This window comes from Spirillospora sp. CA-108201 (assembly GCF_050936235.1).
GTDB lineage: Bacteria > Actinomycetota > Actinomycetes > Streptosporangiales > Streptosporangiaceae > Spirillospora.
The window spans coordinates 2,239,738-2,258,984 of the sequence record NZ_JBNJNE010000001.1 but is presented as its reverse complement, the minus strand read 5'-3'; the positions used below and the strand labels follow the sequence as shown (position 1 = coordinate 2,258,984).

Sequence of the window (19,247 nt, the reverse complement as noted above, 5' to 3'; positions counted from 1 at the left end):
ACCCGCGGCCGCCCTTTCGCGTACGGGTCAGTTCTCGGCGTGCTCGTCCTCGGGGACGAAGTCGACGCCGGCCTCCGCGCGCTGCTCCGGGGTGATGGGGGTCGGCGCGGCGGTCAGGGGGTCGTGGCCGGACGCGGCCTTCGGGAAGGCGATCACATCGCGGATCGACTCCTGCCGGGCGAGGAGCATGACCACCCGGTCCCAGCCGAACGCGATGCCGCCGTGCGGGGGCGGGCCGAACTTGAACGCCTCCAGCAGGAAGCCGAACTTGGACTCGGCCTCCTGCTTGGACAGGCCCAGCACGTCGAAGACGCGCTGCTGCATCTCGGCGCGGTGGATGCGGACGGAGCCGCCGCCGATCTCGTTGCCGTTCAGGACGAGGTCGTAGGCGTCGGCGAGGGCCGTGCCCGGGTCGTCCTGGAAGGTGTCGGCGTACTCGGCCTTGGGCGCGGTGAACGGGTGGTGCACCGACGTCCAGCCGATCTGCTCGCCCTTGTCGTCCTCGACGGGCTCGAAGATCGGGGCGTCCACGACCCAGACGAACTTCCAGGCGGACTCGTCGATCAGGTCGCGGCGGCGGCCGATCTCCAGGCGCGCGGCGCCGAGGAGCTCCTGGGTGGCGTGCCGCTTGCCGGCGCCGAAGAAGACCGCGTCGCCGGGGGAGGCGCCGGTCCTGGCGGCGAGGCCCGCCTTCTCGGCGTCGGAGAGGTTCTTGGCGACCGGGCCGCCGAGCGTGCCGTCCTCCTGCACGAGCACGTAGGCGAGGCCGCGGGCGCCGCGGGCCTTCGCCCAGTCCTGCCAGCCGTCCAGTTCCTTGCGGGTCTGGGACGCGCCGCCGGGCATGACGACCGCACCGACGTACGGGGCCTGGAACACGCGGAACGAGGTGTCGGCGAAGTACTCGGTCATGTCGGTCAGCTCGTTGCCGAACCGCAGGTCGGGCTTGTCGGAGCCGTAGCGGGCCAGCGCGTCGGCGTAGGTGATGTGGGGGATCGGGCGGGGGACCTCGTACCCGGCGATCCCCTTCCACAGGCGCGCCACGAGGTCCTCGCCGACCGCCAGGACGTCGTCCTGGTCGACGAAGGACATCTCGATGTCGATCTGGGTGAACTCGGGCTGCCGGTCGGCGCGGAAGTCCTCGTCGCGGTAGCAGCGGGCGATCTGGTAGTAGCGTTCGAGGCCGCCGACCATGAGGAGCTGCTTGAACAGCTGCGGCGACTGCGGGAGCGCGTACCAGTGGCCCGGCTGGAGCCGGACGGGGACGAGGAAGTCGCGGGCGCCCTCGGGGGTGGACCGGGTGAGGGTGGGCGTCTCGACGTTCACGAAGCCGTGCTCGCGCATCACCTCGTGCGTCAGGAACGAGGCCTCCGAGCGGATCCTCATCGCCCGCGCGACGCTCTCGCGGCGCAGGTCGAGGTAGCGGTACTTGAGGCGGATCTCCTCGTTGACGTTGACGTCGCCCTCGATGGGGAACGGCAGCGGCGCCGCGTCGGAGAGCACCTCGATGCGGTCGGCGGCGACCTCGACATCGCCGGTGGGCAGCTCGGGGTTCTCGTTGCCCTCCGGCCGGACGCGGACCTCTCCGACGACCTTGACGCAGTACTCGGCGCGCAGGTCGTGCGCGGTGTCCTCCTCGCGGAAGACGACCTGCGCGGTTCCGGAGGCGTCGCGCAGGTCGATGAACGTGACGCCGCCGTGGTCGCGGCGGCGGCCGACCCAGCCGGCCAGCGTTACCTGCTGCCCGGCGTGCTCCTTGCGGAGCGTGCCCGCCTCGTGGGTGCGGATCATTTCGAGAGCCTTTCCTTCAACGTCGTGGTGAGGTCGGTGAGCGGGACGGCGGTCTGCTCGCCCTCGGCCAGGTCCTTGACCTGGGCGACGCCGTCCGCGATATCTCGCTCCCCGAGGATCACGGCGTACCGGGCGCCCGAGCGGTCCGCGTCCTTCATGGCACCCTTCAGCCTCTTGCCGCCGAACGCCATGTCGGCCGCGATCCCGGCGCGGCGCAGCTCGGCGACGAGCGCGAACATGCGCCGCTCGGCGGCGTCGCCGAGCGCCACGCCGAACGCCTCGCAGCGCGGCCGCGCGGCGAACGCGGGCCCCTCCCCGTCCGGCGACTCGGCCTCCAGGGCGAGGACCGTGCGGTCCAGGCCGAGCCCGAACCCGATGCCGGGCAGCGCGGGGCCGCCGATGTCCTCCGACAGCCCGTCGTAGCGGCCGCCGCCGCCGATGCCGGACTGGGCGCCGAGCAGCGGGTGGTCGAACTCGTAGGTGGTGCGGGTGTAGTAGTCCAGGCCGCGGACGAGGGTGGGGGTGTCCTCCCACGCGATGCCGAGGTCGGCCAGCAGCTCCCGGACCCGGTCGTGGTGCGCCTTGCAGGCCGGGCACAGGTGGTCGGCCATCAGCGGGGCGCCGGCGAGCTGCTCGCGGACCTTGGGGCGCTTGTCGTCCAGCACCCGCAGCGGGTTGATCTCGACGCGGGCGCGGGTGTCCTCGTCCAGGTCCAGGCCGCGCAGGAAGTCCTGCAGCAGGGCCCGGTAGGCGGGGCGGCACTCCTTGCAGCCGAGCGAGTTCAGCAGCAGCCGGACGCGGGTCAGGCCGAGGGAGCGGTACCAGTTCCACGCGATCGCGATCGTCTCGGCGTCGACCTGCGGGTCCTCGCTGCCGATCGCCTCCAGGTCGAGCTGGTAGAACTGCCGGTAGCGGCCCTGCTGCGGGCGTTCGGCCCGGAACGCGGCCCCGGTGGTCCACACCTTCACCGGCAGCGGGCCCTTGTGCAGGTTGTTCTCCAGGACGGAGCGCAGCACCGACGCGGTGAACTCGGGGCGCAGGGTCAGGGACCGGCCGCCCCTGTCCTCGAAGGTGTACATCTCCTTGGACACGACGTCGGTGGACTCGCCGACGCCGCGCCGGAACAGGTTGGTGTCCTCGAACACCGCCAGTTCCAGGTAGCCGTAACCGGCCAGCCTCGCCTGCTCGGCGAACGCCTCCCGGATGGCGTAGAAGAGGTCCGCGCGCGGCGGAACGTATTCGCTGACCCCCTTCGGGGCCCGGAAACTCGAACTCATGGTCTTTTAGATCAGAATCCCTTGTCAGGTCCGTCCGCGGGGACCAACTCCGAGAGGAACGGGTTGGTCGCACGCTCGCGGCCGATTGTGGTCTGCTCGCCGTGGCCGGGCAGGACGGCCGTCTCGTCGGGCATCGTGAGGCACACCCGGGACAGGCTGGCGAGGATCTGCTCGTACGATCCGCCCGGCAGGTCGGTGCGCCCGATGGAGCCGGCGAACAGCAGGTCGCCGGTGAACATCACGTCCGGGATCTGCTGGGCCTTCGGCGTCCGGAACGTCACCGACCCGGGCGTGTGGCCCGGCGCGTGGTCGACGGTGAAGCTCAGCCCGGCCAGCTCCAGCACCGCCCCGTCGGCCAGCTCGCGCACGTCGTCCGGCTCGGACAGCTCCAGGCCGCCGAACAGCTGCTGCCCGGCGCCGAGGGACAGGCCCCTGGCCGGATCGGTCAGCAGGTCGCGGTCGTCCGGATGGACGTAGGCGGGGACGTCCTTGGCGCCGCAGACGGGGGCCACCGACCAGACGTGATCGAGATGGCCGTGCGTCAGCAGCACCGCGACCGGCTTCAGCCGGTGCTCGCGCAGGATCTCCTCGATCCCGCCCTCGGCGTCCTGCCCGGGATCGACGATCACGCACTCCTCACCGGCGGCGGGCGCCACGACGTAGCAGTTCGCGGCGAATGATCCAGCGGGGAACCCGGCGACGAGCACGGTCGTCCTTCCTTAGAACCATCTCGGGTGGGCGTGTCCGAGGGTACCGGCGCGGCCACGGCCACCGCGAACGAGATGGCGCGGCCGACGTGTCGCGCGGCGCGGCCCGCCGGGCGCGGCCCGGCGGGAAGGCGCTCCCTGAACGCGGAGGCGCTTTTACTCCCGGGTACCGCTACTATGCGCTGCACGTTCACCTGATCACACCGGAGAGGCGAGGTACGTGGCGGCGAAAGACCGCAAGAAGCAGCTCGCGCGGCAGCGCTACGAGCGCCAGCAGCAGCGGCAGGCGCAGGAGGCGGCGCGGGCGCGCCGACTCAAGGTCATCACCGCCGCGGCGGTGGTGGCGGTCGTCGTCGTCGGCGGCGCCGCGTACATGGTTTTCACCAAGGACGACAAGTCCACCGCCGCGGGGCCCCAGTGCACTTACAAGGCGGCCCAGCAGGACGGTGCGCCCAAGGGCATCGGCACCCCTCCGGGAAAGCCCGCCCACACGGACGTGGTCCAGACGACGATGAAGACCAACCAGGGCGACGTGGAGGTGCAGCTGTACGGCAGCAAGGCGCCGTGCACGGTCAACTCGTTCACGTACCTGGCGCAGAAGAACTTCTTCGACAAGACCTCGTGCCACCGGCTGACGAGCGGCGGGCTGAACGTGCTGCAGTGCGGCGACCCGACCGCGAAGGGCACGGGCGGGCCGGGCTACGGGTTCGCCAACGAGAACACCAGCGGCGCCACGTACACCGAGGGCACGCTCGCCATGGCGCACAGCAGCCTGCCGGACTCCAACGGCAGCCAGTTCTTCATGGTCTACAAGGACTCGCAGCTCCCGCCGGACTACACGGTGTTCGGAAAGATCACCAAGGGGCTGGACGTGCTGAAGAAGATCGCCGGTGCGGGCTCGGACCCGAAGGGCGACGGCAAGCCCAAGAAGAAGGTAGAGATCCAGGACGTCACGATCGCCGGGAAATAGGCGAACGGGATACTAAGGTGTGGAGGGTCCGGCCGCCGTGAGCGCGTCCGGACCCGCGATTCAGGAGGCAAGGGTGTCCAGCGCGACCGATCCCTGGGGCCGGGTGGACGAGGACGGCGCCGTCTATGTCAGGACGGCCGACGGTGAGCGGGTCGTCGGATCCTGGCAGGCCGGCGCGCCCGAAGAGGCCCTGGCCTACTTCAAGCGCAAGTACGACGCGCTCGTCACCGAGATCGGCCTGCTCGAACAGCGGGTCCGCACCACCGACCTGCAGCCGGGCCAGGCCCAGCAGGGCATCGACCGGCTGCGCGAGGCCGTCGCCGGGGCGCACGCCGTCGGCGACCTCGACGCCCTCCTGCGCCGCCTCGACGGCCTGTCGGAGCAGGTCGGCCGGCGCCGCGAGGAGGTCAAGGCCCAGCGCGAGCAGCACCGGCACGAGGCCCGCGAGATCAAGGAGCGCATCGTCGCCGAGGCCGAGCGCATCGCCGTCGATGAGACGCACTGGAAGAACGGCGGCGAGCGCCTGCGCCAGCTGGTCGAGGAGTGGAAGGCCGCCGACCGCATCGACCGCCCCACCGAGACCGCCCTGTGGAAGCGGCTGTCCACCGCCCGCAACGCCTTCACCAAGCGCCGCAAGGCCTACTTCGCCACCCTCGACGACCAGCGCGAGGAGGCCCGCAGGGAGAAGGAGCGCCTCGTCGCCGAGGCCGAGGCGATGTCCGGCTCCACCGACTGGGGCGACACCGCCGCCGCCTACCGCGACCTGATGCGCCGCTGGAAGCTCGCCGGGCGCGCCTCCCGGGACGCAGAGGAGGACCTGTGGGCCCGCTTCAAGGGCGCCCAGGACACCTTCTTCCAGGCCCGCGGCGCGGCGTTCGCCGAGCGCGACGCCGAGTTCCGCGGGAACGCCGAGGAGAAGGAGAAGATCCTCGCCGACGCCGAGCGGCTGCTGCCGGTGCGGGACGTCCGGCAGGCCCGCCAGGCGCTGCGCACGGTCCAGGAGCGCTGGGAGGCCGCCGGGATGGTGCCGCGCGACCAGCGCGACCGGCTCGAAGGGCGGCTCCGCAAGATCGAGGACGCCGTCCGCTCCGCCGAGGAGAACGAGTGGCGCCGCACCAACCCCGAGGCCCGCGCCCGCGCCGAGGCCACGGTGGGCCAGCTGCGCAGCTCCATCGACCAGCTGGAGAAGCGGCTCGGCAAGGCCCGTGAGGCGGGCCGCCAGAAGGATGTCAAGGAGGCGGAGGAGGCTCTCAGCGCCCGCCGCGCCTGGCTCGAAGAGGCCGAGCGGACCCTCGCCGAGTTCTCCTGACCTTCGCCGCCGCCTTCAGGCCGTACGGCCGAGGAACGCGAGCATGCGCGTCTGCTCGTCCGCGCCGCGCGGGGCGGGCAGGGGCGGCGCCAGACGCCCCTCGGCCCGCAGCGAGGCGGCGACCACCTGGGCCGTGGCGAACGCGTGGTGGACGAGGTCCGGGTCGAGGCGGGACGGCTGGCCCGTCGCGCGGGCCAGGTCCCAGGCGTGGACCAGCGGTTCCAGGATGTAGCCCTCCAGGTAGTCGCCCAGCGGCAGCTCGCCCAGCCCGTCGAACGGGATGGGGCGGCCGAGCGCGTCGGGGGTGAGGGCGGCCGCGCACTCCTTGCGGGCCGTCCGCCAGCTCATCAGGACGTCGCCCGCGACGTACCGCGCGGGGTCGGCGCCGAGGTCCGGCTCGGGCTCTCCCGAGGCCAGCGCCCGGACCAGGAACTGGCCGCCGGTCACGTGTCCGGCGACGTCCCGGGCGGTCCAGCCCGCGCAGGGGGACGGAGCGTCCCACCCGTCGCGGGGGACGCCGGCCACCAGGCCCTCGAAGAGGTCGAGGGCCCGGTGGTAGCCGCTGAGGTTGTGAGCCATGGTGGTCAGTGACGCGCGATCCGGCGGCGCTGTCAAGCGCTATCGCGAAGCTCGCCGGGACCGGATCACACGGCGGGGGAGCCGCGCTGCCGGAGCATCGCGTTCATCTGCGTGATCTCCGCCTCCTGCCCCTCCACCATCGTGCGGGCCAGCCGCCGCACCCGGTCGTGCCCGGTGCGCTCCAGCGCGGCCCGCGCCATGTCCACGCCGCCGCGGTGGTGCGCGATCATCAGCTTGAGGAACAGCACCTCGGCGGCGCGGCCGGACGCCTTCTCCAGTTCGGCGAGCCGCTCGCGGGTCGCCATCCCCGGCATCGCGGCCCCGCCGGCGCGGTGGCCGCCGTGCCCGGACATCCAGCGCATGCGCCCGGCCGGATCGGTCTTCGGCACGCCCCACTCGTCCAGCCAGGCCGTCATCATGCCGATCTGGGCGGACTGGGTGTTGATGACGTCGTAGGCCAGCAGCCGGGTCTCGGGATCGTCCGTACGGTCCCTGACGATGAACGACATCTGCACAGCCTGGGCGTGGTGCGCGCTCATGTCGCGGGCGAACCCGGCCTCGGGACCGTCCGCGCCGGGCCTTCCCGAGCGGGAGACGGCGAACGCGACCAGCACGGCGCCGGCGAGCAGGACCAGGGCCGCGAGGACGACGGTGGCCCGCCGTCCCCGCGGCGCCGCGGGGGCGTCGCTCACGGGGCGTCCTTGCCGCCGGAGCAGGCCGCGCCCGGCTCGGGGGTCTGCGGGCCCTTCACGAAGTCCCGCAGGAACTGGTCCACCCGCGGATCGGCGGCCTCCTGGAGGCTCAGCTGCCGCCCCCATGCCGTGAGCGTGACCGGCGAGTCCTGGGCCGGGTAGGGGCTGAGCAGCGTGTAGTCGGTGCCGGTGACCTTGCCCTTGAGCGCGCCGAGCTGGTCGGCGGGGAGGTCGGGCCGGTAGGTGATCCAGACGGCGCCGTGCTCCAGCGAGTGGACGGCGTTCACGTTCTGCAGCGGCGCGTCGTAGACGCGGCCGTCGCAGTTCTGCCAGACGGTGTTGTGGTCCCCGCCCATCGGGGGGTCGCTCTCGTACTCGACGGCGCCGTCGACGTGGCCGCGGCCGAGGCCGTCCTTGGTCACCAGGCCGCGGATGGAGGAGGAGCCGTCGGCGGACGACGACCTGGTCTGCATGAACGTGAAGCCGATGGCGACGACCGCCACGAGGCCGATCACGGCGAAGAACGCGATGCCTCCCCACGGGACCTCGCGCTGCGTCAGTGCGTTCTTGGTGGTCCTGCCGCGCGCGTTCTGGTCGCGTGCGGCGCTGTTGCGGGCGTTCTTGTTGCGGGCGCTCTTGGACATGCGGCGTCCTCTCAGGGGTGCTGTAGGTCAGAACGGACTGGTCAGAACGGACAGTGCGGCGCCGCATCCGGCGAAGGCGTGATGCGGGCGGTGCGAACGGCCGGAAGGCCGGTCCGTCTACAGCCGGAGAACCTGGAGCGAGGGCGAGGACGCGGGGGCGAGCCGCGTGCAGGGCGGCGGGGCGAACGTCCAGCCGAGACGCGCGGGCAGGCGCGCGGCCGGCCGCCGCAGCCCCGCGGCCAGGCCCAGCAGGACCAGGGCGAACAGGACGGCCAGGCACAGGCACGCGTCAAGGGGGACGGGCGCGGGCACCTTCATCGGGGCCGCGGCCGGCGCGCCCTGTGCGAGGCCGTGAGAGGCGTGGAGCGGCACGGCCCCGTCGCCCGGCTGCTCGTGGCCCGCGGACCCCGAGACGGCGCCGAGGGGAACGCTCACGGCGTGCTGGGTGCACACGCGCGGCGGGGGAGCGTGGCCCAGCCCGTAGCTGAACACCAGCCCGCCCACGACGAAGAGCGCCACGAGCAGCCCTGCCAGCCCGTGGCGTCGACGGGGGGCCTCACCGGACACCGTCACGCTCCTGGTCGCGTCTTCCGGGCTGTTCCAACGCCGCAGCCGCCCTCCGGGTTCCCGCCCGCGCGGACCTGCGAGGGACCGTCCGGGACTGTCCGTGCCGAGAGATAGTGTCGGAGCGTGACCAGCAGGGCGGAATCGGGCGAGCCGGAGGGCCTTTTCGACGCGCCGGAGCGGAACGGGGCGGTCCCGGCGGACGTGCGGGCGGAGCCGCCGGCGGCGCCCGCACGGGGCGGCGCGGAGCAGCCCCTCGCGGTCCGCATGAGGCCCCGCGCCCTCGACGAGGTCGTCGGCCAGGGCCACCTGCTCGGCCCGGGCACCCCGATCCGGCAGCTCGTCGACCGGGACGTGCCGATGTCGCTCGTGCTGTGGGGCCCGCCGGGCACGGGCAAGACCACGCTCGCCACCGTCGTCAGCCATGTCACCTCCCGCCGATTCGTGGAGGTCTCCGCGGTCAGCGACGGCGTCAAGCGCGTCCGCGCCGAGATCGACCTCGCGCGCCGGGAGCTCGGCATGACGGGCCGGCAGACGGTCCTGTTCGTCGACGAGGTGCACCGCTTCAACAAGGCCCAGCAGGACGCGCTGCTCCCCGCCGTGGAGAACCGCTGGGTGTCCTTCATCGGCGCCACCACCGAGAACCCGTTCTTCTCCGTCATCAGCCCGCTGCTGTCCCGCTCGCTGCTGCTCACCCTGGAGCCCCTCGGCGAGGAGGACCTGCGCGAGGTGATCCGCCGCGCCCTCACCGAGGAGCGCGGGCTGGGCGGGGCGGTCACCCTCGACCCCGCCGCCGAGGACCACCTCGTCCGGCTCGCCGGCGGCGACGCCCGCCGCACCCTCACCTACCTGGAGGCCGCCGCGCTCGTGGTCGACGACGGCGGGGCGATCGACGCGGACGTGCTGGAGAAGGCCGTCGACCGGGCCGCCGTCCGCTACGACCGCGAGGGCGACCAGCACTACGACGTCATCAGCGCGTTCATCAAGAGCATCCGCGGCAGCGACGTCGACGCGGCGCTGCACTACCTCGCCCGCATGATCGAGGCCGGCGAGGACGCCCGGTTCATCGCCCGGCGGCTGATCGTGCACGCCAGCGAGGACGTCGGCATGGCCGACCCGACCGCCCTGCAGACCGCGGTCGCCGCCGCTCAGGCGGTCGAGTTCGTCGGCCTGCCCGAGGCCCGCATCAACCTGGCCCAGGCGGTGATCCATCTCTCCCTCGCGCCGAAGTCCAACGCGGTGATCACGGCGGTGGACGGCGCGCTCGGCGACGTCCGCAAGGGGCTCGCCGGGCCCGTCCCCGGGCATCTGCGCGACGCCCACTACAAGGGCGCCGCGAAGATCGGGCACGGGCAGGGCTACAGGTACGCCCACGACCACCCCGGCGGGGTGGTCCGGCAGCAGTACGCGCCTGACGCGGTCGACGGACGGGAGTACTATCGGCCGACCAGGCACGGCGCGGAAGCCCGGTTCACCGAGGTGCTCGCGCGGATCCGCTCCGTCCTGCGCGGCGCCGCCGACCGGCGATGATCGTTCCTGGTCGGCCGGTGCTCCCGCCATGCGGCCTGGTGGACCGGTAAGGTCTGTCAGGCCATGCCCGGCCCCGTGCCGACCTCACGTGAACGGAAAGCCCTGATGCTTACTGGTGGACAGCTAGCAGGCCTCATCGTGGCCGTGTTCTGGGCGGTGCTCGTCTCGTTCATCGCGCTCACCCTGCTGAAGCTCTCCAGGCTGCTCGGCGAGGCCAGCGAGCTCGTCCGCGAGATCGGCGACCAGGCCGGCCCGCTGATGGAGGACATGACCCGGACGGTGAAGCGGGCCAACGAGCAGCTCGGCCGCACCGACGTCATCACCAGGCAGGTCGCCGGCGTCACGCAGAACGTCTCGGCCGTCACCACCGTGATGACCTCGGTGGTCGGCGGGCCCCTGGTGAAGGCCGCCGCCTTCTCCTACGGCGTCCGCAAGGCCCTCGGCAACCGCGACGGGGAGGAGCGCGCCGCGTCCGGACGTCCGGAGCTTCCGGCCCGCTCCCCGGGCAGGGGACGCAGATGAGGCGGCTGTTCTGGATCTCGGTCGGCGCCGGCGCCGGCGTCTACGCCACGCACCGCGTCAAGAGGCGCGTGGAGCGCTTCGCGCGCGCCCTGTCGCCCGAGGGCGTCGCGGCGCGGGCGGTGTCGACCGGGCAGGGTGCCGGAGAGCGGCTGAGGCTTTTCGCCTCCGACGTCCGTACCGAGATGCAGGCCCGTGAGGACGAGCTGCGCGAGGCCGTCCGCATGGACCAGGCCCCGCCGGACGGCGGGGGGCCGGCGCACCGCCGCGTGCTCAAGGCGAGATACACGATCATCGAGAACGACAAGGATGGCCACTGATATGGAGTCGGCAGAGGTCGCACGCCGCTTCCTCGGATTCTTCGAGGAGCGCGGGCACACGGTGGTGCCCTCGGCCAGCCTGGTCGCCGAGGACCCGACCCTGCTTCTGGTCAACGCCGGCATGGTCCCCTTCAAGCCGTACTTCCTCGGCCAGCGCACCCCGCCGTCCCAGCGGATGACGAGCGCGCAGAAGTGCGTGCGCACGCCCGACATCGAAGAGGTCGGCAGGACCACCCGGCACGCCACCTTCTTCCAGATGCTGGGCAACTTCTCCATCGGCGACTACTTCAAGGAGCAGGCGATCCCGTTCGCCTGGGAGCTGCTGACCCGGTCGCGGGACGAAGGCGGCTTCGGGTTCCCCGAGGACAAGCTGTGGGTCACCGTCTTCAAGGACGACGACGAGGCCCAGAACATCTGGCACGACAAGGTCGGCGTCCCCCTCGACCGCATCCAGCGGCGCGGCATGGAGGACAACTTCTGGTCGATGGGCGTGCCCGGCCCGTGCGGCCCCTGCTCGGAGATCTACTACGACCGCGGCCCCGAGTACGGCCGCGAGGGCGGCCCGGTCGCCGACGAGGACCGCTACCTTGAGGTCTGGAACCTCGTCTTCATGCAGTTCGAGCGGGGTCCGGGGGAGAGCAAGACCGACTTCCCGATCCTCGGCGACCTGCCGGCCAAGAACATCGACACCGGCATGGGCCTGGAGCGCATGGCGGCGATCCTGCAGGGCGTCGACAACATCTACGAGACCGACACCCTGTGGCGGGTCCTCGACCGCGCCGCCGGGCTGACCGGCACCTCCTACGGCCGCGACCACCGCGCGGACGTGTCGCTGCGCGTCGTCGCCGACCACGTCCGCAGCGGCACGATGATGGTCGCCGACGGCATCCGCCCCGGCAACGAGGGCCGCGGCTACGTGCTGCGCCGCATCCTGCGCCGCTCCATCCGCAACCTGCGCCTGCTCGGCGGGCAGGACGCCGGGCTCATGCACGAGCTGACCGCCGTCGCGATCCGGGCGATGGGCCAGCAGTACCCCGAGCTCGTGCGCACCGCCGCGAACATCCACACCGTCATCGACGCCGAGGAGGACTCCTTCCTCCAGACGCTGCGCACCGGCACCACGATCTTCGACACGGCCGTCGCGGACACCAAGCGCTCCGGCGGCGCGACCCTGGCGGGCGACCAGGCGTTCAAGCTGCACGACACCTACGGCTTCCCGATCGACCTCACCCTGGAGATGGCGTCCGAGCAGGGCCTCCAGGTGGACGAGGAGGGCTTCCGCCGGCTCATGAAGGAGCAGCGGGACCGCGCGAAGAAGGACGCCCGCGACAAGAAGACCGGCAACCTCGACGTGTCCGTCCTGGACGAGCTGCTCACCGGCGCCGGCGGCAGGGTCGACTTCACCGGCTACGGCAGCCTGGCCGGCGACGCCCGTCTCGTGGGGCTGCTGGTGAACGGCGCCAACGCGCCCGCCGCCGGGGAGGGCGCCGAGGTCGAGGTCGTCCTCGACCGCACCCCGTTCTACGCCGAGGGCGGCGGCCAGCTCGCCGACCACGGCCTGATCAGGTTCGGCAACGGCGCCGTCGTCGAGGTGACCGACGTGCAGGCGCCCCTCGCCGGGCTCATCGTGCACCGCGGGCGGGTCCGCAGCGGCGAGGCGCAGGCCGGCGACACCGCCTACGCCGAGGTCGACGTGGAGCGGCGCCGGGCGATCTCCCGCTCGCACACCGCGACCCACATGGTGCACGCCGGGTTCCGCCGTGCGCTCGGCGAGTCCGCCGCGCAGGCCGGGTCGGAGAACTCGCCCGGCCGGTTCCGGTTCGACTTCACCGCGTCCGGCGCCGTCCCCGCGAGCGTGCTGCGCGACGTCGAGGACGAGGTCAACGAGGTCCTGGTCGGCGACCTGGACGTCCGCGCCTTCCACACCTCGATCGACGAGGCCCGCGCCATGGGCGCGCTCGCGCTGTTCGGCGAGAAGTACGGCGACGAGGTCCGGGTCGTCGAGGTCGGCGACTACTCCCGCGAGCTGTGCGGCGGTACCCACGTCGCCCGCAGCGGGCAGCTCGGCCTGGTCAAGGTGCTGGGCGAGGCGTCCATCGGCGCCGGCGTCCGGCGCGTCGAGGCGCTCGTCGGCATCGACGCCTTCCGCTTCCTGGCCCGCGAGAGCGTCCTCGTGGCGCAGCTCGCCGAGCAGATGAAGGCCCGCAAGGAGGAGCTGCCCGAGCGCGTCTCCGGTGTGGTCGCCCGGCTGCGGGACGCCGAGAAGGAGCTGGAGAAGCTGCGCTCCCAGCAGGTGCTGGCGATCGCCGGCTCTCTCGCCGAGGGCGCCGTGGACGTGGGCGGCACCGCGTTCGTGGGGCACCGCGCCCCCGACGGCACCGGCGCCGACGACCTGCGCAAGCTCGCCGTCGACGTCCGCGGGCGCCTCACCGCGCGCCCCGCGGTCGTGATGGTCGCCGGCGTGCCGAAGGACCGTCCCGTCGTGGTCATCGCCGTCACCCAGGGCGCGCGCGACCGCGGGCTCAGGGCGGGCGCGCTCGTCGGCCTGGCCGCCAAGGCGCTCGGCGGGGGCGGCGGCGGCAAGGACGACCTGGCCCAGGGGGGCGGCGCCAACCCCGCCGCGATCGGCGATGCCCTCGCCGCCGTCGAGCAGGCAGTAGGGGCCGCGTGAGCCCGGCACGACGGGGCGGGAGAAACGGGCCGCGCCACCGCCGGGCGGGGGCGAGGCCATGAGGACCGGCGTGCGGCTGGGGGTCGACGTCGGGAGCGTGCGGGTGGGGGTCGCCCGATGCGATCCCGGCGGGATCCTCGCTTCTCCGCTGGAGACGGTGAAGAGCGGCAAGGGCGACGTCGACCGCCTCGTCGGCCTGGTCGCCGAGCACGAGGCGATCGAGGTCGTCGTCGGGCTGCCCACCTCGCTGTCGGGCCGGGAGGGGCCGGCGGCGCAGTCGGCGCGCAGGTTCGCGGCCAGGCTCGCCGGGCGCCTCCCCGCGGGGACGGTGCGTCTTCACGACGAGCGGCTCACCACCGTCACCGCCGAGAGCGGCCTGCGGGCCGGCGGAGTGCACGGCCAGGCGCGGCGCAAGGTCGTCGACCAGGCCGCCGCGGCGGTCCTGCTCCAGGCGGCCCTCGACGCCGAACGGTTGACCGGACGCCCCCCGGGCGAGATCGTCCAGGGGAGCTCATGAACGACTTGGACCTCTTCTCCGACCCGTACGGCGACGGGCCCGCCTCCGAGGAGTCCCGCGGCAGGCGGGACCAGCGGCGCCGGCGCAAACGCCAGAAGCGGCGCAGGCGCAGCGGGCGCGCCGCCGCGCTGTTCGCGATGGCGTTCCTCGTGGCGGTGTTCGGCACCGGCGGCGTCCTCGGGTACGCGTGGCTCGACAACAAGTGGCACCCGCCGGACTTCGAGGGCGCGGGCTCCGGCAAGGTCACCGTCCAGATCAAGGACGGCGCGACCGGGTCGGTGATCGGGACGACGCTGAAGCAGCACAGGGTCGTCAAGAGCTCCGAGGCGTTCGTGAAGACCTACAACAAGGAGACGCGCGCCTCCAGCATCCAGCCGGGCTTCTACCAGATGCGGCTGCAGATGTCCTCGGCCGCGGCGGTGGCGCTGCTGCTGGACCCGAAGTCGCGGGCCGGCAACCAGGTCACGATCCCCGAGGGCCGGCGGGCCGTCGAGGTCTTCGAACTGCTGGCGAAGAAGACCGGCATCTCCGTCAAGGAGTTCCAGGCGGTGGCGAAGCGTCCGAAGAACCTCGGGCTGCCCTCCTACGCGCGGGGCAGGATCGAGGGGTACCTGTACCCGGGACGCTACGACCTGGACCCGAACGGCTCGGCGGAGCAGATCCTCAAGGAGATGGTGGGGCGGTTCACCAGGGAGGCCGACAGCGTCGACCTGGTCGCCGAGGCGCGCAAGGCCCACATGAACCCGGCGACGGTCATGACGCTCGCCAGCCTGGTCCAGGCCGAGGGCGGCAAGCCCAGCGACCTGCCGAGGATCTCCCGGGTCATCTACAACCGGGTGGACAAGGGCATGAAGCTGCAGTTCGACACCACGGTGCTGTACGCGCTGAACGAGCGGCGGCTCACCGTCACCGAGAAGGACCTGCTGACCGACTCGCCCTACAACACCTACCAGCACGCGGGCCTGCCGCCCGGCCCGATCTCCAATCCCGGGCCGGACGCGATCGAGGCGGCGCTGGCCCCGGAGGACGGGACCTGGCTGTACTTCATCGCGACCGACCCGACGAACAAGGTCACCAAGTTCGCCACGACGGAGAAGGAGCGGCAGGCGATCGAGAAGGAGTTCCGGACCTGGCAGAAGGCGCACCCGGGCCAATGACCGTCGGGACGGGCCGCCGCGCGGCGGTGCTGGGGTCGCCGGTCGCGCACTCCCTGTCGCCGGTCCTGCACCGGGCGGCGTACGCGGCGATGGGGCTGGACGACTGGTCCTACGAGGCGATCGAGTGCGGCGAGCACGGCCTCGCCGTGCTGCTGGACGGTCTCGGGCCCGAATGGGCGGGCCTGTCGCTGACCATGCCGCTCAAGCGCGTCGCGCTCGGCCTCGCCGACACGGTCTCCGACCTCGCGGCGAAGGTCGGCGGCGCGAACACGATCGTCCTGCGGGACGGGCGGCGGCACGCGGACAACACCGATGTGCACGGCATCGAGACGGCGCTCGCCGAGGCGGGGCTGAAGGCCCCGGCCGCGGCGCTGGTGCTGGGCGGCGGCGCGACCGCCGCGTCCGCACTGGCCGCTCTCGCCGGCCTCGGCACGCGCGAGGCGGTCCTCGCCGTGCGGACGCCGGAGCGCGCCGCCGGCGCGGCCCGGGTGGGGGAGCGGTTCGGCCTCGCCGTCCGGGTCGTGCCGCTCGACGAGGCGTCCGCGCATCTGCCCGCGGAACTCGTCGTGTCGACCCTCCCCGGAGGGTCCGCCGACGCGTTCGCCGCACCGGTCGCCGCGTCCGGCGCGGCCCTGTTCGACGTCGTGTACGCGCCGTGGCCCACGGCGCTCGCCGCGGCCGTCGAGCGCGCGGGCGGCACGGTCGTCGGCGGTTTCGCGATGCTCCTGCACCAGGCCGTCCGGCAGGTGGCCCTGATGACCGGCCGCGACGACGTGCCCGTGGAGGCGATGCGCGCCGCGGGCGAGGCGGAGATCGCCCGCCGCGGCTGACCCGGTCAGGGAGGGGCGCGCTGGGCGCGGCGCCGCTTCACCGACTCGTCGATGCTGGTGAGGACGATCGGCAGGATCACGCTGAGCCAGAAGTCCTTCCAGCCCCACAGGCCCGCGCCGACCCCGAGCGCGCTGCCGGCGCACACGAGGCTCAGCAGGAACGCCGCCCAGTGCCGCTGGACCAGCCCGACCGGGTCGACGAGGCGGCGGTGCGGGAGCAGGTCGGGCAGCCCGCGCTCCCGGGCGTGGGCGCGCTGCACGACCATCGCGTCCGGCAGCCAGTGCAGGATGTCGGCGTTCCCGGCGAGCGGGATCCGGGACAGCGCCACCAGCGTCTCCAGCCGCCACCACAGCGTCCACAGCGACGTGCGCCCGCTGCCGGGGGAGCCGTTCCAGCGCGGATCGGCGACCTCCCCGCGCACCAGGGTCCGGAACGCGCGGGCGACGGTCGGACCGTGCGGGCCGCGCGGGTCCCGCAGCAGCGCGGTGAGCGCGATCGGCAGCCCGTAGTGCCACAGGGCGAGCCGCCACACCGGCTCCTGCCCGGCGCGTTCCGGCACGGTGGGCGGCGAGACGCCGTAGGTCTCGATCCACGTGTGGTCGTCGTCGGGGTCGAGGTGCTCCAGCAGCCAGTCGTAGGCGTCCAGCAGCCGTTCGGTCTTCAGGCCGGGGCGGGCCTCGGCCAGCGTCACCAGCGCGAACGCGGTGTGCGTGACGGTGGGCCGGGCCGCCTGCGTCGGCCCCCAGGCGGGCCGGTTCGCGGTCCGGTCCGCCGTCAGCCACTCCACGCCGCGGTCGACGGCGGGGTCGTAGGGGTTGAGCTGGCTGAGCGCGCGGAGCGCCAGGCACGTCAGCCACACCCGGGACGGGCAGCCGTGCAGCGAGCCCCATCCGCCGTCGGAGTTCTGGTTGTACAGCAGCCACCGGTAGGCGCGCTCCAGGTCGGGGGCGTCGTCGCGCAGGTCGCAGCGGGCGCGGGCGAGGAACCGCGCGATCCAGCCGGTCGCCTCCACCACCGGCATGCCGAGGCTGGTCTTGGTGGCCCAGCCGCCGTCGCGCAGCGGGTCGTCGGACCGGGTCTGCCGGGCGGCGAGGAATTCCAGGCCGTCGTCGAAGTGCTCGAACGTCCGCCCCGCCTCCGCGAACGCCATCAGCCCGAGGGCGGTGGCGGTGGTGCCGGGTTCGGGCCGCGCGAGCTCGTGGTACCAGCCCCCGCCGGCGCCGAGTGCGGGGGCGTAGGTGTCGCGCAGGACGTCCAGCGACTCGTTCAGCCGGGCGTCGAGGACGGCCAGATCGATCAACGGGGCGTCCGCGCCGCGGCGCCAGGCGGCGGAGCGGGCGGCGCGGGGCGCACGGGGCGCACGGGAAGGGAGCGGGGGTGTCTGGTTCACGTTCTTGCCTTCTGCTCTTGTTATTCCCGGCGGGCCAGGCTTTGTACCTCGCGGGTTCCGCGTCTGTATCCGCCGCCGTAGCGAGCGTGGGCACGGGACACCGGGCACGCTGGAGGCAGACCGCTCCCACATGCCGCAAAGCTGGAGGTGGCTTGGCAGAGCCGACCGTCCGGGACGAGCCCGATCACGACTGCGTCCTGTGCCCCCCGCTGCGATTCCGCTTCAACGGCATGGCCGGACTGCCCGGCGAGTCGGGCGTCATCGCCGGCGACCGCGACTTCTTCCTGATCCCGGACGTCGCGCCGCTCGCCGAGGGGCACCTGCTGCTGGTGACGCGCGAGCACCACCAGTGCGCCGGAGACTTCTCCGGGCCGATGTGGGAGCGCGCGCTGCGGTGGCGCGACCGCGTGGCCCGCTTTTACCTGGAGGCGTACGGAGCCGGCGGACTGCTGATGTTCGAGCACGGCCCGGCGGGGCCCCAGGGCGGCGGCGCGTGCATCGACCACGCGCACTGGCACTTCCTCCCCGGCGTGACCGGGGTACGGGCGATCGTGGAGCGGGAGGGGCGCCCCGGCGTGCCGGCGGACCACGCGGCCCTCCGGACCCGCTTCCGCGCCGGCCGCTCCTACCTGCTGATCGAGGAGGGCGGCGCCGCGACCGTCCACCCCGGCGACGGCGTGCCGAGCCAGTTCCTGCGCTGGGCCGTGGCGGCCGCCGGCCCGAACCTGCCCTGGCGCTGGCAGGAGACCTTCGGGCTGCCCGCCAGCAGGCGGCGCTTCCTGCGCACGCTGCGGGTGATGCGGTCGGCGGCCGCCGCCCTGCCGGGCGCGGATCAGCCACCCGACAGCCACCAGTAGAGCTCGCAGGAGGCCAGCCGGTCCCCGTACCCCGCCCGCGGCATATCGGGGGTGTAGCCGGTGGAGTAGGTCACCGGCGACCTTCCCCGCTGGTGGGCGAGCACCCGTTCCAGGAACGTCGGGCCGAACCGCAGCAGCCACAGGGGACCGCCGGTGACGGCGCGGTCGAGGACCGGCAGCAGGTCCCGTGGTTCCCCGCCGCCCGGCGGCGGACGGCCGAGCAGGCGCGCGAGGGTGTGCGCCTCGGAGACGACCAGGTCCGCCCGTTCCAGGACCGGCAGCACGCAGGACGCCGGGAGCCGCGCGTCGATGTCGTGGGGGACGACGTCGAACGCCACCCGGGTTCCCGCCGCGCGCGCCGTGCGGACCGCCTCGTGGAGCGCCTCCCGGGAGTCCGGGGCCAGCAGCGAGTACCCGTCCACGGCCAGCACGTCGGCCTCCTCGATCCCGTCCGCCGCCGTGCGCACGTCCGCCGCGGTGAGCCGCCGGGCGGGCGGCTCGTCCTGGACGACCAGCAGCCGGACGCCGGGCCCGCTGCCGTCGGCCCCGCGGGCGCCGTCGCGCAGCATGACCGAGACGCCGTTCGGGACGCCGGGCTCGACGACCAGGCGGTGGGCCGCGCCGATCCGGCGCAGTTCGCGGCGGATCGCCTCGGTGTAGTCGTCGTCGCCGACCTTGGCCAGCACGCCGATCCGGCGGAAGTAGCCCGCCGCGCAGCGGGCGAGGTTCACCGCCGTCCCCGCGGTCATCACCTGTGCCGGCGCGTAGCAGAGCCGGTCTGCGCCGAGTTCGGCGAAGCGGACGTCCGGAAGGCTCGCGCGCACCTCGACTCCCGCGTCCCCGACGACGAAGAGCGTGAAGCGGCGCTCGGCGGCGCCGTGGAGGCCCGGCCATTCGAGGGGCGAACGGAACCGCGCCATGTGCC

Annotated in this window: 19 protein-coding genes; 10 read left to right on the top strand and 9 right to left on the bottom strand. The window is 73.4% G+C overall.

The genetic code is table 11. The features are described from left to right. Positions 1-27: 27 nt before the first annotated feature. From aspS to ACQEU6_RS11050, 3 genes are read right to left on the bottom strand one after another with little or no spacing between them, the layout of a single operon-like run. Complete coding sequence (gene aspS / locus ACQEU6_RS11060) at positions 28-1,788, bottom strand: aspartate--tRNA ligase (RefSeq protein WP_499331204.1); 1,761 nt, start codon at positions 1,786-1,788, stop codon at positions 28-30. Next, complete coding sequence (hisS, locus tag ACQEU6_RS11055) at positions 1,785-3,065, bottom strand: histidine--tRNA ligase (RefSeq protein ID WP_499331203.1); 1,281 nt, start codon at positions 3,063-3,065, stop codon at positions 1,785-1,787. The genes aspS and hisS overlap by 4 nt, the downstream gene beginning before the upstream one ends. A gap of 11 nt (positions 3,066-3,076) precedes the next feature. Beyond that, positions 3,077-3,772, bottom strand: a complete 696-nt coding sequence (locus tag ACQEU6_RS11050; protein ID WP_499331202.1) for an MBL fold metallo-hydrolase — start codon at positions 3,770-3,772, stop codon at positions 3,077-3,079. A gap of 220 nt (positions 3,773-3,992) precedes the next feature. On the opposite strand from ACQEU6_RS11050, the gene ACQEU6_RS11045 reads away from it, so the two are divergent. Continuing rightward, positions 3,993-4,742, top strand: coding sequence for a peptidylprolyl isomerase (locus tag ACQEU6_RS11045; RefSeq protein ID WP_499331200.1), 750 nt, complete (start codon positions 3,993-3,995; stop codon positions 4,740-4,742). Between the two features lie 73 nt (positions 4,743-4,815). Beyond that, complete coding sequence (locus tag ACQEU6_RS11040; RefSeq protein ID WP_499331198.1) at positions 4,816-6,051, top strand: DUF349 domain-containing protein; 1,236 nt, start codon at positions 4,816-4,818, stop codon at positions 6,049-6,051. A 15-nt stretch (positions 6,052-6,066) separates the two neighbouring features. Here the strand turns inward: ACQEU6_RS11040 and ACQEU6_RS11035 are convergent, their stop codons facing one another. The 4 genes from ACQEU6_RS11035 to ACQEU6_RS11020 form a co-directional block, all read right to left on the bottom strand. Beyond that, positions 6,067-6,630 carry a TIGR03086 family metal-binding protein gene (locus ACQEU6_RS11035; RefSeq protein WP_499331197.1) on the bottom strand — a complete coding sequence of 188 codons (564 nt, stop codon included), beginning with the start codon at positions 6,628-6,630 and terminating at the stop codon, positions 6,067-6,069. A gap of 65 nt (positions 6,631-6,695) precedes the next feature. Next, positions 6,696-7,322, bottom strand: coding sequence for a DUF305 domain-containing protein (locus ACQEU6_RS11030; protein WP_499331195.1), 627 nt, complete (start codon positions 7,320-7,322; stop codon positions 6,696-6,698). Then, positions 7,319-7,966: a thioredoxin-like domain-containing protein gene (locus ACQEU6_RS11025; protein ID WP_499331193.1), complete on the bottom strand. Its 648-nt coding sequence runs from the start codon at positions 7,964-7,966 to the stop codon at positions 7,319-7,321. The genes ACQEU6_RS11030 and ACQEU6_RS11025 overlap by 4 nt, the downstream gene beginning before the upstream one ends. A 117-nt stretch (positions 7,967-8,083) precedes the next feature. Beyond that, positions 8,084-8,533 (bottom strand): hypothetical protein, encoded by a 450-nt coding sequence (locus ACQEU6_RS11020; RefSeq protein WP_499331192.1) that lies wholly within the window; start codon positions 8,531-8,533, stop codon positions 8,084-8,086. 264 nt (positions 8,534-8,797) lie between these two features. Here ACQEU6_RS11020 and ACQEU6_RS11015 point away from each other — a divergent pair, with 264 nt between their 5' ends. The 7 genes from ACQEU6_RS11015 to ACQEU6_RS10985 all read left to right on the top strand — a co-directional run bounded on the left by ACQEU6_RS11015 (position 8,798) and on the right by ACQEU6_RS10985 (position 16,074). Continuing rightward, positions 8,798-10,060 (top strand): replication-associated recombination protein A, encoded by a 1,263-nt coding sequence (locus tag ACQEU6_RS11015; RefSeq protein ID WP_499340139.1) that lies wholly within the window; start codon positions 8,798-8,800, stop codon positions 10,058-10,060. Between the two features lie 138 nt (positions 10,061-10,198). Continuing rightward, positions 10,199-10,582, top strand: coding sequence for a DUF948 domain-containing protein (locus tag ACQEU6_RS11010; protein WP_499331191.1), 384 nt, complete (start codon positions 10,199-10,201; stop codon positions 10,580-10,582). After that, on the top strand, positions 10,579-10,899 hold the full coding sequence (locus tag ACQEU6_RS11005) for a DUF6167 family protein (protein WP_499331189.1): 321 nt from the start codon (positions 10,579-10,581) through the stop codon (positions 10,897-10,899). Before ACQEU6_RS11010 ends, ACQEU6_RS11005 begins: the two co-directional genes overlap by 4 nt. A 1-nt stretch (position 10,900) precedes the next feature. Then, entirely contained in the window at positions 10,901-13,570 is a 2,670-nt protein-coding gene (alaS, locus tag ACQEU6_RS11000; protein ID WP_499331188.1) for an alanine--tRNA ligase, read from the top strand. Between the two features lie 58 nt (positions 13,571-13,628). Then, complete coding sequence (ruvX, locus tag ACQEU6_RS10995; protein ID WP_499331186.1) at positions 13,629-14,087, top strand: Holliday junction resolvase RuvX; 459 nt, start codon at positions 13,629-13,631, stop codon at positions 14,085-14,087. After that, on the top strand, positions 14,084-15,244 hold the full coding sequence (mltG, locus tag ACQEU6_RS10990) for an endolytic transglycosylase MltG (RefSeq protein WP_499331184.1): 1,161 nt from the start codon (positions 14,084-14,086) through the stop codon (positions 15,242-15,244). Before ruvX ends, mltG begins: the two co-directional genes overlap by 4 nt. Then, positions 15,241-16,074 carry a shikimate dehydrogenase gene (locus ACQEU6_RS10985; protein ID WP_499331182.1) on the top strand — a complete coding sequence of 278 codons (834 nt, stop codon included), beginning with the start codon at positions 15,241-15,243 and terminating at the stop codon, positions 16,072-16,074. The genes mltG and ACQEU6_RS10985 overlap by 4 nt, the downstream gene beginning before the upstream one ends. A 5-nt stretch (positions 16,075-16,079) precedes the next feature. On the opposite strand, the gene ACQEU6_RS10980 is transcribed toward ACQEU6_RS10985, so the two are convergent. Then, a complete protein-coding gene (locus ACQEU6_RS10980) occupies positions 16,080-17,465 on the bottom strand; it encodes a prenyltransferase/squalene oxidase repeat-containing protein (RefSeq protein WP_499331181.1) in 1,386 nt (461 codons plus the stop codon). 152 nt (positions 17,466-17,617) lie between these two features. On the opposite strand from ACQEU6_RS10980, the gene ACQEU6_RS10975 reads away from it, so the two are divergent. Next, entirely contained in the window at positions 17,618-18,322 is a 705-nt protein-coding gene (locus ACQEU6_RS10975; RefSeq protein WP_499331180.1) for an HIT family protein, read from the top strand. Here ACQEU6_RS10975 and ACQEU6_RS10970 read toward each other — a convergent pair. Further along, positions 18,298-19,242: a carbohydrate kinase family protein gene (locus ACQEU6_RS10970; RefSeq protein ID WP_499331178.1), complete on the bottom strand. Its 945-nt coding sequence runs from the start codon at positions 19,240-19,242 to the stop codon at positions 18,298-18,300. The genes ACQEU6_RS10975 and ACQEU6_RS10970 overlap by 25 nt on opposite strands. Positions 19,243-19,247: the final 5 nt, after the last annotated feature.

What these genes read in the sequence shown, in the direction of transcription:
- mltG (WP_499331184.1), top strand. Translation starts at nt 14,084, where the DNA reads ATGAACGACTTGGACCTCTTCTCCGACCCGTACGGCGACGGGCCCGCC.
- ACQEU6_RS11035 (WP_499331197.1), bottom strand. Translation starts at nt 6,630, where the DNA reads ATGGCTCACAACCTCAGCGGCTACCACCGGGCCCTCGACCTCTTCGAG.
- ACQEU6_RS11015 (WP_499340139.1), top strand. Translation starts at nt 8,798, where the DNA reads ATGAGGCCCCGCGCCCTCGACGAGGTCGTCGGCCAGGGCCACCTGCTC.
- ACQEU6_RS10985 (WP_499331182.1), top strand. Translation starts at nt 15,241, where the DNA reads ATGACCGTCGGGACGGGCCGCCGCGCGGCGGTGCTGGGGTCGCCGGTC.
- hisS (WP_499331203.1), bottom strand. Translation starts at nt 3,065, where the DNA reads ATGAGTTCGAGTTTCCGGGCCCCGAAGGGGGTCAGCGAATACGTTCCG.
- aspS (WP_499331204.1), bottom strand. Translation starts at nt 1,788, where the DNA reads ATGATCCGCACCCACGAGGCGGGCACGCTCCGCAAGGAGCACGCCGGG.
- ACQEU6_RS10970 (WP_499331178.1), bottom strand. Translation starts at nt 19,242, where the DNA reads ATGGCGCGGTTCCGTTCGCCCCTCGAATGGCCGGGCCTCCACGGCGCC.
- ruvX (WP_499331186.1), top strand. Translation starts at nt 13,629, where the DNA reads ATGAGGACCGGCGTGCGGCTGGGGGTCGACGTCGGGAGCGTGCGGGTG.
- alaS (WP_499331188.1), top strand. Translation starts at nt 10,901, where the DNA reads ATGGAGTCGGCAGAGGTCGCACGCCGCTTCCTCGGATTCTTCGAGGAG.
- ACQEU6_RS11025 (WP_499331193.1), bottom strand. Translation starts at nt 7,966, where the DNA reads ATGTCCAAGAGCGCCCGCAACAAGAACGCCCGCAACAGCGCCGCACGC.
- ACQEU6_RS11005 (WP_499331189.1), top strand. Translation starts at nt 10,579, where the DNA reads ATGAGGCGGCTGTTCTGGATCTCGGTCGGCGCCGGCGCCGGCGTCTAC.